The sequence below is a fragment of the Chitinophaga filiformis genome (genome assembly GCF_021646545.1).
GTDB classification, from domain to species: Bacteria; Bacteroidota; Bacteroidia; order Chitinophagales; family Chitinophagaceae; genus Chitinophaga; species Chitinophaga filiformis_A.
The window spans coordinates 132,138-145,425 of the sequence record NZ_JAKIRP010000018.1 but is presented as its reverse complement, the minus strand read 5'-3'; the positions used below and the strand labels follow the sequence as shown (position 1 = coordinate 145,425).

Below are 13,288 nucleotides of genomic sequence, written 5' to 3'. Positions count from 1 at the left end.
TATTTCTTATAAGCTAATTTGTTCCAAATCAAGGCTTCTGCTGATTCCAGCACTTCTCCTGTTTTAAACTCACTCAAGCACCATTACAAATCCACTACCTGCATTCAAAGTAAGATCCAATTTCTTTTGTAGCGTTGCATTCAGGACTGTTTTTGAAAACAGCTCACCTCTTGTACTGTCTGTAAACAGGGTTGCCCTGCTTTTCTTAAATGAGGACAGGTCAACATTCAATTTCTTTCCATTTTTATCTCCATTAATACCGGCAAGATACCAGCGTTTGCCACTACGCCTGGCTATAACTGCGTATTTCCCCGGGTATCCTTCCAAAAATCTCACATCATCCCAGTTGTCAGGAAGCTTTCTTAAAAACGCTTTCACATCATCAGGTACCTGCTCCATTCCTTCCGGTGATTGTGCATAGTGTTGGATGCCTGATAAGAACAAAACCGAAAGAGCCAGTTCAAAGGCAGGAGTGGTTTTTCTGATACAATTAGACGACGTAAGTCCTGTAAGATTCATGGGTGTAAAATCCATTGGGTCGAATGCGTTTCTGGTGAACGGCAACATCGCACAATGGTTTGCTTGCTTATCGGCTGCACGCTGGTCAAATGTCACCATCTCCATTCCATAAATTGCTTCGGCTGTCATAAGATGAGGATATGTTTTTTGCCAGCCTCTTGGCAATGTAGCGCCGTGAAAGTTTACGAGCAGCTCATATTTTGCAGCATCACTCAAAATGTCAATGTAATATTGAATCATGCTCTGACCGTCTCCGCCGAAGAAATCAATCTTTATGCCTTTAATGCCCAATGCCTGCAGACGACTAAATTCTTTTTGCCTTCCTTCCGTAGTAAGCAAGACATCTTTAGGATGATACCTGATCGTGTTCCAGTCGCCCGCAGAATTGTACCATAATAGCAACCCAACGTTTTTTTGTTTCGCATACGCTGAGAGTTCAGCTATTTTATCGTATCCAATCTTTGTATCCCAATCTGCATCTATCAGGCAATATTGCCAATGCATATCACAGGCATAGTCAATATATTTTTTTTGTTCATTGAAAGTGATGTTATCATCCTTGCTATTGATCCAACTCCAACTGGCTTTTCCGGGTTTCACAAAAGAGACATCCTTTAACACTGCTGCCGGTGCCAGATCGGTACCCAATGTTGATTCTGCAATTGTTTTCAAACTTCCAATCGTTATAATACGCCAGGGTGTAAGCCACGGCTTATTGTTTACCGGTAAATAGCCACCACCTGTAAACACTTCCCTTGGATCGGCAAAACCGATTGAATAAACAGACGAGGCAGAATCATTGATCAATCTTGTGCCGCAATAAGTACCATCGAGTGCTGCTTCACTGATCAATACCCATGTATCATTGGTTCTAAACAAAGCAGGGTACACCCAACCTGACTTTAACGGCGATACCGTGCCAACAGAAATGTCCTGTAAATAATGTTCTTCATAAGATGGATGACAATGCTCGAAACCTGTTTTTGCTTCACTCATGGGTTGTAACCAGGCCCTTGTTCCTTTATCAAAGGTAAATGAGGAATGTTCTTTAACTATCGTTTCATTATTTTTTATCCAGGGAAAACGGTACCTGAAGGCCGCGCCGTCATTAGATAACCGGAAAATGATATCCATTTTTTCATTTTCTTCATTAGCCAAAGACAACACCAGTTGATTGGCCTGGTAAAGAATGCTGCTTTTTTTCGCATTCTTCGTTTGATAGCTATCTGTTATGCGTTCCGGCTTTGATGTCATGACCAGTTTCATGCCGTGTGTAAAATCATGCCCCTTCATCATTACTCCTAAAGCCGAAGGCTGAATGATGTTAACGCCTGATCTTTGTATCCTGTATTGAAGTTCACCTGAAGCTGATAAGAATACATTTAACACTATAGAGTTATCCGGGCTTTGTAATTGGGCAACCTGCTGTGCCTGTAACTGATTAATTATTCCGATTCCCCGGCCATTCATGCCAACAAGGAGCCAAACTAAAAGGATTGTTTTTTTTAAACTCTTTTTCATAACTATACTGACTTACAATTTTATCAAACCAGAAAAAAGATATCGATCTTCCCAACGGTTCCAATGGACTCGTCTGACCGCTACAAGTGAGGTTAAAGGTACTCTTCAGGTGCAAACCGGCAAATTAAAAGAAAAAACCGGGAATGCTTCGGCGAAGCATTCCCGGTAACTGTTAAAAGATTTGTCAATGAACGATGAGCTTCTTAGTGAAACTTTCCCCTTTCGAATCTATTGTGACGATATACAGCCCTGCATTAAGCCCCGAATTGATCTCTATCTTGTTAGTGCCGCGAGTTTTCTTTTCGTAAAGCATTCTGCCCTGGTTATCATAAATTCTCACAACCGCACTTTCTGAAATTTCCTGAAGAAGGATCGTAAACCTTCCAGCACTGGCAGGATTCGGATATATGCTAACTGCATCTTCATTGATGTTGGTTGTCGGTGATATTCTGGCAGCCGCAGCACCACCTGCTTCCGGAACGAACGGAGACAAATAGCTTCCAGTGATCACCTGTTGTGAAATGCCAGGCCCCTGCCAGGCTACGGCTATATTATCTCCACCACTAGCTTCCTTATGAAGGATTTCAATATAGTATTTTAGCCCGGCAACCAGGTTAATGGTAGCAGATCGCTGTGAGCCATACTTATTCCATTCTCTCGAATTGGTCCACCCATTCACATAAGCTATCCTGGAGCTATTAGCGGGATTGTCGCTGGTGCTCAGGTATAAATCCGTGTTGTCATCTCCTGCTACCCAGAAAGTATAACTTCCACTTGCCGGAGGATGGATATATCCACGGATCCTGGTTCCATAGTTATCCGCCCAATTTGTCGGGGCTTCCAGGCTGGTGATTTGGTCTCTGCCTGTAGGATTGTTTGGATAATTGGTATTGGACGTCAGGCTACTAATAGTCGTTCCGCTAATTCCCGTCCAGGATTCTCTCAGTACGGAGCCGGCCACGGTGACATTAAAGGTCTGCGTACTCTGGCATCCTCCGCTATTGGTGTAAGTAGCCACATAGTTCCCTGCCTGATTGGCCTGGATATTTGAAATGGTTACTTCGCGTGTAGCAGCACTAAAATTATTCGGCCCGCTCCAGCTCCACGATCCACCTTGTATAGGCTGAGGGCCAAACTGTACGCTGCCACCTGGAGTTAATGAGGCATTGGCTGTTTGCTGCCAGTTGCCCCCATTTAGCTGTACGTAGGGGGTAATGGTGGTAGGTGTACAAGCAACAGGATCCCAGTAAATTAAACCTCTTCCTCCGCCGGCACTCATATATACCCTTCCGGCAACATTCATGTCTCCGATCAGCAATGGAGCGCCTGCAAACTCATGGGCGTCATCGTTCATCCTGGCCCAGGTGGCGCCCTGATCTGTTGATCTGAAAAGCCCTGTCACGCCTGAAACTGTTCCCCAGATGAAAACAGTAGGATAGCTGGATCCGGGCATCGCCTTGCCTATCCCAATCGATTTACAATAAGTTACATCTGATATAGTGGTATAAGCCGCTCCATAATTGGTTGAATATTTTAATCCATTGCGGCCAAGAGGTACCCACACATGTCCTTCAAAGCCCGGCACTGGCCGCATCAAGGCTGATTCCCACGGATGATTCGCGGTTGACGCCCCCGGCGTGCCTGCTACTGAAAAGCTGACTCCTTTATTGGAGCTCGTCAGCATTTGTCCGTTAGTTGGATTGTAAACATAAAAATAGTTCGGATTCACCTGGTCAGCCACCGGTGCAGCATCGCCGAGGGATACACCGGAGCAAGCCGACCAGCTGGCTCCGTTGTTGGTGGTATAGTAGGTAGTTGTGGAACGGAGGGGACAGTGAAGGATAGTGCCTCCATCTGCACTGATGGAAATCCTTCCATCCTTACCCATATTAGTGGTGCATCCGGTCCATGACGAACCCTTATCGTTGGAGTAGTAAACAACGCTTCCCTCATTAGCAGCTCTTACTACTCTGCTTGTATTGGCACCAGCATAAGCAATGCTCTGGTTGTTCTGATCTGTGGGAGAAAGTCTTTTTGTTGGATAAGAAGTCAGCGGCTCATGCACAAACCCTGTTACATCTCCAAAGGAAGAAATGAATGGCCCTCCGGGAATGCTTGTCCCGTCAAGCAGTGCTGTTTCTTCAATTCCTATCACATCATATTTCCAGGAAGGGTTTGTGGCTGTAATATCTGAACAGGTATATACGCCGCCGCCGCCGATTACCCTCACCTTTGAAAGATTGGATTGATCAAACTCGATACAGTCCATCCAGTTAACGGCACCACCCCTTGACCATTCCATGCCATTAGCATCGTAGGTTGCATTTGCGCCGTTCTTAAGGGTCCAGGTCGATCCTCCATCGGTAGTGAGGAAAACAAAGTCTCCCCAGCCGGTGCCAAACTGGTTGTTCCAATACATGCCGCAGGTAGAAACTATTACCCGGTTAACATTAGTCGGGTCTATACTTACTCCTCCATATGGATAATCCTTCGAATGAACGGGGGTAACGTTTGTCCACACACCGGTAGAAGTATTGAGCTTATACAACTTCCCATCTCCGCCACTGGATTGTGGACCCGCTTCATCCGCATAGGTAACATACATGGTGGTTCCCTGCAGTGCTGCGCGGTGCGGCATAAAACTGGTGGTTGGAGAAATGGCGGTAAAGGAGGCTCCTCCGTCTGTACTCTTATAAATATTCGCGCTGCCGGTGCGGGAAACGCCAATGTACATGGTTTGAGTTGCCCCGCCCACTACGGCGCCTGACGGGTCATAAACTACAAAACATATTCCGTTCTCATTGGGGGTGGTCGTTACACCGTTCCAGGCAAGGTTCCAGGTAACACCGCCATCCGTACTTTTCCATAACCCGTTAGCCCTTGTTCCGCAGAACAATATGTTACTGTTATTGGGATCTACCACCAGACGTTCTCCGTTACCGCGCCCGCTCCCATTCCCATGCGCTTTAAACAGAGAAGTAACATCTGTATAAGTGAAAGTATTTCCTTTGTCAGTGGATTTCAATATAGCCGTTCTTCCACCGTTGATGTAGGAGGTCCCGCAAAGCATATAAATATTATTGGCGTTCTGCGGATCCAGCGCCAAAGCTTCCACTCCAATAAATCCATTCTCCGACTCGTCAAGCCAATCGAGCAGCTGCACCCATGTATTGTTCGCAGCATCCCAGCGGTAAGCTCCGCCTACATCCGTGCGGCAATACCTATCACCGGATGTTTTATGAGTAACGATTCCTGTCACAAATCCCCCGCCACCAATAGGCGCATTCTTCCACACATAGCCGACAGTGGCCTGTGCCTTCGCTTCATAGCCCCAAAACACAATACTTACGAGAAGTAAACACAGAAAGGCAAGTTTTTTCTGCCCGAACTTCGAAAATAACTGAGGGAACATGAAAGATCCGAAGACAAAAAGTAGCATACCCTTTTGTTTAAATGGTGTCATTAATTTTGTTTTCATAGAGTGTATGGCTTGTTTAAGTGTTTGACAGAAGTTCCGACAACATGGCATCATACTGGGATGCCCCCGGAAAGCGCACAGGTAACAGACGTTTTTTCATAACGGCAATTATTCTCTTAAACTGAATGTTGTAAAGCTACTGAGATGTTCCAGGAGACAGGGTTCACAAATGTTGCAGATTATGGCAGAAAATGTTTCAATTTTCTGATTTTCATAGGAATGCTACCGGTTAAATTTCATTACGGGGCCTTTTCTTTTAGTATAGATATACTGTGACGACGGCCGCTAAATTTCACCTTGGTTCGGCTGATTTGACTGCTATTCTGTCATACTTAACTATCGAATACCAGTGCGGATGATTCTCTACCTTTAGCAGCGGCGTCTTGCCTGCCAGTGCAAAAAATACATCCGTACCGGCTACGATAGCGAAGGCCGTAGTGCGGGGCTTCGATATTGTCTACGTCCAACCTACTGCGATGCTTCTAATTGTAATGCCCCATCGCCTGGAACACCTTCCCATGCTCATCGAACATAAACAATTCCGCCGCTTTCTTTCCCTTAACACTCGTGTAATAAATAACCACAGTATTCATACATGATAAAACTTCATGCAGCTCGAAATGAAGATCGGAGTATTTCACCAGCGCCTTTTCCCAATAATTCCGCACGTTTTCCTTTCCTTTCAGACGGCCATCCGGGCTGATGCCCATTTGTAGTATAAAGGGACTGCTCATTTCAAAATCTTCCGTATAATGTGCGAGTACCGCATCAAGGTCGTGCGCATTCCATGCGGCTACCCATTCGTCCGCAAATTGCAGGGCTTGTTCGCGTGAGATCATAATTTTTTTTGATAAAAGTACAGCGCCGGAGTATGAGTGAATAGGACAAAAAGGTCAATTTGCTACCTGACCTGGTGTATGGCCGAAGGCCTGTTTGTACCTGCGGATAAAGTAAGATACATCTTCAAACCCACTCCTGTAGCAGGCTTCCTTCACGGACAAACGCTTGTGTTGCAAAAAGTATTGGGCCTGTTGTAAACGTTTTTCGATCATCCATTGACCGGGACTACAGCCCACGTTCTTTTTGAACCATCGTTTAAAAGTGCTCAGACTCATGTTGTGAGCGCTGGCATAATATTGCAACTGCATACGATCTGCAATGTGGCAGGCCATGGGGCTAAGTAATGTATCTGCATCGCCAAGCAGTAAGTTCAGGCTTACGAAAGGCTCCCGCTTCACGAGGATGTCAGAATATAAAATGGAGTTTTTCGGAACGAACAGCGCGTCACCAGCTTTCATATCGTATCGTTCACCGTCCAGAAAAACCACTTTCCGGCCTTCGCGTACGTAGGTAAGTGCGGCGTAAGGCATAAAGAACGCATCTTCGGAAGAGCGGCGGTACTGGCAGAAAGCCATGTTCACTACGCCATCCGCATATAACTGCTCTACCTTTGCCTTACGTTGGTTGAAGTTTTCATATAGCCGGATCATAGACCACAAATTACAAAGTCTTCGTGATTTTGTAATAAAAAGCTATACTCCGCCCGATATTATAAACATGGTGTTGCCACAGGCGCTGCTCATTTCTTTAAAGCTGAAATATCTGTTCCATTATAACCCATTTCTGTCCTTCCTTCGCCCAGGGTAAAGGTTGCTGGAACTTCCACATTAATTGTTCCCACTCCTGCACTTTAGGATTGGCAGCATCTGCAGCCATTTTTGCACTCGCATTAAACTCGTCATTGGTCTCCATAATCATCATTAAACGATTACCCGTTCTATAGATCTGCATTTCCGTGATCCCCGCATCAAGAATACTTCTTTTAACTTCGGGCCAGCCATTTTCAGCCCTGTGCCAATATTCGTATTCTGCGATCAACTGAGGATCATCCTTTAGATCAAGGGCTAAGCAGTATCTTTTCATATTCTCATTTAACATTATAAGTAGATGGAAGCATAAGACTTGTCAATCAATCCCTGTGCTGTCATTTCCTCCCAAAATCCCTCCGGAATTGTTGATTGGGGCAATGCGACATTCTCTGCAACCCTTTCTGCCTGGGTGGTATTCAGCGCGATACTCTTAACCCCGGGCGCATTCAGGCCGAAAACCACGCATGCCTGCGCCGGTTTTATCTTATAATCGAGGCACAACTGATAAAACTGCTGCCGCCATTGATATAAGTCTTTGTCTTTTGCCGGATCTGTTAACTGGTAATTATAATAAGCCGATCCTGTTAAAAAGCCTCCATTAAAAACAGAAGAATTTATAATTGCGGTCCCCTCCTGCTGAAGCTTTAACATAAATTCTACCAGTTCCGCAGGATGGCTGTGGACGGTCATACTATTAGCAATCATTACCCAATCCAGCTTCACATCAGCTGCTATTTTTTTTATGATCCGCCAGTTCTTTGCCCCCACTCCGATAGCCCTGACCTTCCCCGCTTCCTTTAATTCATTTAATGCCTGGTAAGCGTCCAGAATATCCTGGTAGCGTCGTGCTTGTTCCTGCTCAGTCTCTGATGCTGCCAGGTATTCGTCCGGGTCATGCACAGATACCAGCCCGGCATGATAGCCGCCAAGCAGCTCATTTCCCTGTTCATAACATTCCAGGATGCCTTTATAGCTGATTTTTTGAACTGCATCGTACTTCAGGTCCCGCCATATTCCAGGTTCAAAAGTGGGTTCGGCTGTTCTTAATTCGGTACGTAACCAACCCAGTTTATTACTGATCAACACATCGGAAGGGCTGACATTTAATTGCTTTAAAGATCTGCCAAGCGCTTCCAACGCCAGTCCCGCGCCATATTTTCCGGCTGAATCAAATACAGCTGGTGTTGAAGAACATTTCACGCTTTCATTCACAATGGCTAGCTTCACTTCGTCCGGGAGCGCTACATATAAATTTCCTAATCCGCTGGTGCCAAAGATTACTTTGGGCAATGTGATTTCCTGCATATTAAAGACCACTAATTTTCAATGAATACTTGAAACAGGTTAAACTTTCAGGCTTGCGCAAACAAACCGGCAACTGATGCCTGGTATATTTACAAATGATCTGCAGCCTATAATTGCGACTGATAGTGATAAAATCAAACTTACTTCTAAACGCCTATTAAATATTTAGCTTAATAGGACTTTTTTTTATACAAAACCGACTATTTTTCTATTATTGCTATAGCGGAGATCGTAAGGAATTTCAGCTGACCTCATTAATTATTACACGATATGATAAAAAAGGCGCTAAAACATACCTTTACCTTATTGAACGTTGACCATGTAAATCTTGATGCAAAGTGGAATTATAAGAACGTCATCAGCCCTTATTTCAGACTGTACTATATTGATGCCGGAGAGGGTGAAATCTGGGATGTTTCAACGAAGATCAGGCTTGAACCCGGCTTCCTATATATCATACCCAGCTTCACCCTATGTAATCTTTTCTGTAAAAGCTATCTTAGTCAGTATTTTGTACAGTTCTTTGAGGAGTCATCGGACGGCATCTCCTTATTTGCCAATAACAGGTCTATCCTCCGGGTTAAAGCAGCAGAAATTGATATCGTCAATTTTGCACGTTTACTGGAGATAAACCCGGGCAGAGGCATTAATCGCTCCGATAATCCAAAGGTATATGAGAAGAACATCTTTTATAAGGAATACCAGGAGCTTAATAACCAGCAAAGCTTGTCTACATTCATAGAAACACATGGCATACTTCTGCAACTGGTTTCCCGGTTCCTGACACCAGCCGTATTTGAAAATAAGGATAGTGGTCATGTGCCGGCAAAGATCCTGAGTGCTATCAGTTATATCCAATTAAATCTGCACCGCGATCTGTCAGTAAGCCACCTGGCGAAAAAAGCGAACCTGCATACAGATTATTTTTCGCGCCTTTTCCATCAACACACCGGAGAAAGGCCTGTAAGATATATACATGAAAAAAGGATCGAAAGGGCTCAATACCTGATGGTTACAACCCAGATGACCTATGCAGAAATTGCAACACAGACCGGTTTTGAAAATATCTTTTACTTTTCCAAAATATTCAAAAAAATCACAGGCATGTCGCCGGGGAATTATAAAAAACAGACGGACCTGATTAATTTTTGATGTAAGAGGGCAGCTTCCAGACCAGCACTCCGCCCGGTTGTAATGTTTTCTCACCTACAATAATGTTAGCTGTTTCGGGCATGTCCATGGTATAACTATCCGAAGAGTAGTTTACCGCTACATAAAAACCATCCCTCCAATAAACATATATGCCAGGCGGATAATTTTCAGTGTCAGCTCCTGCACCGTCATAAATGCCGCGCAATACGTCCCGTTCCAGTTTTGAATCATCTGTGTCCACACCGATATAAGTTACAGTGCCCTTGCCCACCTTATGCTTTACTACTGCCGCTTTTCCTTTATAAAACTGGTTATCAAATACAGCAAGTGTTTCCGTGCCTTTATCCGGCGCCAGCAGATCACCCCAGTTGTTCCAGCTGTAATGGGCTGATCCCATAAGGATCTCTCCTTTACCGTTATTTGAAAGCATATCAGTTGCCTTCACCTGCGCTCCTATAAGGGCCGATATAGGAGCAGCCCATTCCGCCTCCCAGAAGTGGCCCATGCGATCCTTGGTGGCGGTACGGCAGGTAATGATCAAATGTCCTCCATTAGCCACGTATTCACTCCATTTCTTCACCAAAGCACCGTCAGCCATTTCGTATGCCGGAACTATTACAAACCTGTATTTCGACAGATCTGCAGTTTCCGGGACCACATCTACCGGCGCACCGAACGATTTTGCTATTTCAAGGAATTTAACCGGGTAATTCCAGGTATCCCATTGCGAGGTTTGTTTTTGGCGGTCAATAGTCCAATAATTCTCCAGGTTCCAGAGAACAGCCGTTGACCGGGCAGCCAATGTCGCAGGCATAGCAACGCCTGGCTTGTATTGCTTCCTGAGCTCTTTCATTTCTTTGATGAATTGCATATACTCTTCACCTCCCTGCGAAGGCGTAATACCATCCGGTTGTATAACGCCGGCATGGTATTGCTCCGCACTGTAATTGATCTGACGGAACCGGTAGGAGCATGCCAGTTTTCCGCCTGCTGCAAAGGCGTGGTAGAGCCACATACGTACAGTACCGGGTAAAAGCAGCGGGTTGTAGTTGCCCCAGTTCACCGGCCCTGGCTGAATTTCCATTACGCCGGACACACCGCCTGCCATTTTATAATATTCAGCAGCAAAGAGAATTACCTTACTATTGCCCAAACGAAAACCCTGCTCCCCAATATTATCGGTACCACCGTTTGGATAAGCCGTATAAGTAGCAAAATCAAGTTTATTCGTTCGCCGCGGATCGGCGCCTGTGGACACTGCTGTATAATTGGTGGTTACAAACTGCGCCTTAGAAATGTAGCTCCGTAATGTCGTTGCCTCAAAATCCAAAAATTCCGCCTGGGCATCTGCCAGGTACCTTTTAAAATCAAGCAGGGCATGAGGATTATTGCCCCACCAGCCTACCAGGCTGGTATTAGGAATAATGATCTGATCAAAATCACTGTACCATTGACTCCAGAATGCAGCCCCCCAGGCTGCATTCAATGCCTCAATAGTTTTGTATTTGTTCTTTAGCCATTGCCTGAAAGCTTCCTGCGAAGACGGGCTATAGTCAGGTTTGGCATCCGGCTCATTATCGAGCTGCCAACCGATCACATTTTTATTCTGACCATAACGCCTGGCCATTTCTGTTACAATGGTAGCTACAAATTTGCGATAGACCGGATTAACAATTGACCCCAATCCGCGTGTGCCATGCTCGGCGCGGATGTAATGACCATCCATGACAAAAGTTTCAGGATATTGAGTCCTCATCCAGGCCGGCGTAGTCGCAGAAGGAGTACACATCAGCACTTTCAGATTATATCTGGCACAGAGTCTTATCACCTTATCGAGCCAGTCAAAATCGAATTTCCCTTCGCGTGGCTCCATTTTAAACCAGGCAAATTCGGCGAGGTGCACAAACTCATAGCCCATGCCGGAAATCTTTTTTATATCTCTTTCCCATTGATTTTCGTTCCAATGCTCAGGATAATAATAGATGCCGGTTGTAATAAGATCTTTCTCAGGGAAAAAGCGGTTGTCCTCCTGCGCAGTTGCGTTCAATCCTGAGATCAAAATGGTTATAATAAAGAGTATTGAATACTTATTCATCCTAAGGCCAGTTGTTTTTTTGTTAGCGCTCGCAATTAATCCCAATAAATTCTATTTAACCAGAATGTTTTTCCAATTTCATCGAATTTCCATTTCAACTATTTAGCACCCGCCACAATAGCATCAATAGTTCGTTTATCAAGCACGGTATTATTCCGTCTGTCCAAAGCACCGCCCGTATCCCAGTAAAAGGGCTTAAGACCGTTTGCTATAGCCTGCTTGGTTACATAGGTCAGCCAATAATCAACGGCATCATTGTGTGTGGCCAGATCTTTGGGAGCATACTTATTGTTGTCACGCCTATAAGTTCCATATTCACCCATTATGACGGGGATCTGTTTATCGGTGTATTTCGTTTTCATTCTGGCGAAGGAGGCGTCTACATCACTTTCCTCTCCCCAGGTAGCATTCCGCTCGGGCTCGATAGTTGAATGATGCCCTGCCCCCCAGTAATAAAACATTTTACCCCAGGAAGCGTCGCCATCCATCAGTAGACAGAACTGGGAGGGAGAATAATAATGGACCTCCACCATCATCCGGTCTTTCGCAGGGTCTGTAGGGAGAACATTCATCAGATCGTTGGTTTTTTCAATATTCGTTGACGGTCCCTGCACCACGAGCACGCGGTAACTATTACGCCCGCCAGTGGACCGTACTGCATTAACGAAGGTTTGATGATAGCTGGTTAGTATTGCCGTTTGTTCAGCATTGTCGGCAGCGGGTTCATTGGCGCTTCCGAAAAGCAGGTGCTCATCAAAATCACGCATGGTAGTAGCAATCTGTTCCCAGAAAGCCCTTTGCTTTGCATTAACCGAATCCTTCTTCTGGCTGTTAATATTATTCTCCAGCCAGCCACCATCCCAGTGGATATTGAGCAAAACATACATATCGTTATTGACACAATATTGAACCACTTGCTTTACCCGGCTTAACCAGGCATCCTGGATCTTCGCGGTAGCTTTATCGGAATGCTGGTTCCATGAACAGGGCAGGCGGACGGCATTAAATCCCTGCGCTTTTATAGCTTTGATATAGCTTTCTGTGATCAGGGGATTCCCCCAGGCGGTTTCCCCGCCGATAGCTTCCAGCGTATTCCCGATGTTCCAGCCCAGCTTAAATTTGGCAGCCAATTGCACTGCAGTACTTCCCATCCCGGTTGCATCTGCTGGTGCGGGCGATATATTATAACCCGGATATAAACTGCTGGCCTGCGTTACGCTTATCCGGCGCAGCTGCTTGTTTCCCGCGTTAACCTCCAATACGACAGAGCGGGCAATTCCTGTGGTATTGGCTACAGCGATCAATTGAACGGAAGCCTCGCTGCTATTGCCGTTCGTTTTGCTCAATTGCAACCAGGAAGAAGCAGGGTTGCTAATGTCCCACGCCACGTTACTGGAGATCGTTACCTCAGCGGTATCCCCGGTGGCCTTAAAAGCAATTTCAGATGGAGAAACTGACAACGTCGGTGTGATCACGCTCTTTTTACTACAGTATGCAGACATTATGGCCAGAATAACGAGGCCGGTGAGCACATACCAATTTTGAGTTTTCATATTCGCTGACATTTTT

At 45.3% G+C, this 13,288-nt stretch carries 9 protein-coding genes; 1 reads left to right on the top strand and 8 read right to left on the bottom strand.

The genetic code is table 11. From position 1 onward, the window contains the following. Positions 1 to 69: 69 nt before the first annotated feature. From L3C95_RS30535 to L3C95_RS30510, 6 genes are all read right to left on the bottom strand, one after another. Complete coding sequence (locus tag L3C95_RS30535; protein WP_236394155.1) at positions 70 to 2,040, bottom strand: glycoside hydrolase family 97 protein; 1,971 nt, start codon at positions 2,038 to 2,040, stop codon at positions 70 to 72. A gap of 184 nt (positions 2,041 to 2,224) precedes the next feature. Then, positions 2,225 to 5,518: a T9SS type A sorting domain-containing protein gene (locus tag L3C95_RS30530; RefSeq protein WP_236394146.1), complete on the bottom strand. Its 3,294-nt coding sequence runs from the start codon at positions 5,516 to 5,518 to the stop codon at positions 2,225 to 2,227. 482 nt (positions 5,519 to 6,000) lie between these two features. Further along, positions 6,001 to 6,357, bottom strand: a complete 357-nt coding sequence (locus L3C95_RS30525) for a nuclear transport factor 2 family protein (RefSeq protein WP_236394139.1) — start codon at positions 6,355 to 6,357, stop codon at positions 6,001 to 6,003. Positions 6,358 to 6,411: 54 nt separating this feature from the next. After that, complete coding sequence (locus L3C95_RS30520; protein WP_236394137.1) at positions 6,412 to 7,008, bottom strand: AraC family transcriptional regulator; 597 nt, start codon at positions 7,006 to 7,008, stop codon at positions 6,412 to 6,414. 97 nt (positions 7,009 to 7,105) lie between these two features. Next, complete coding sequence (locus L3C95_RS30515) at positions 7,106 to 7,441, bottom strand: L-rhamnose mutarotase (RefSeq protein WP_236394135.1); 336 nt, start codon at positions 7,439 to 7,441, stop codon at positions 7,106 to 7,108. 14 nt (positions 7,442 to 7,455) lie between these two features. Beyond that, on the bottom strand, positions 7,456 to 8,472 hold the full coding sequence (locus tag L3C95_RS30510) for an aldo/keto reductase (protein ID WP_236394134.1): 1,017 nt from the start codon (positions 8,470 to 8,472) through the stop codon (positions 7,456 to 7,458). A 270-nt stretch (positions 8,473 to 8,742) separates the two neighbouring features. On the opposite strand from L3C95_RS30510, the gene L3C95_RS30505 reads away from it, so the two are divergent. Continuing rightward, positions 8,743 to 9,624, top strand: coding sequence for a helix-turn-helix domain-containing protein (locus L3C95_RS30505; RefSeq protein WP_236394132.1), 882 nt, complete (start codon positions 8,743 to 8,745; stop codon positions 9,622 to 9,624). On the opposite strand, the gene L3C95_RS30500 is transcribed toward L3C95_RS30505, so the two are convergent. After that, positions 9,614 to 11,719 (bottom strand): beta-galactosidase, encoded by a 2,106-nt coding sequence (locus tag L3C95_RS30500; protein WP_236394130.1) that lies wholly within the window; start codon positions 11,717 to 11,719, stop codon positions 9,614 to 9,616. The two genes, L3C95_RS30505 and L3C95_RS30500, sit on opposite strands and share 11 nt — an antisense overlap. 98 nt (positions 11,720 to 11,817) lie before the next feature. Then, the gene (locus L3C95_RS30495; protein ID WP_236394129.1) at positions 11,818 to 13,272 is read right to left on the bottom strand and encodes a cellulase family glycosylhydrolase; all 1,455 of its coding nucleotides are present in this window, start codon (positions 13,270 to 13,272) and stop codon (positions 11,818 to 11,820) included. Positions 13,273 to 13,288: the final 16 nt, after the last annotated feature.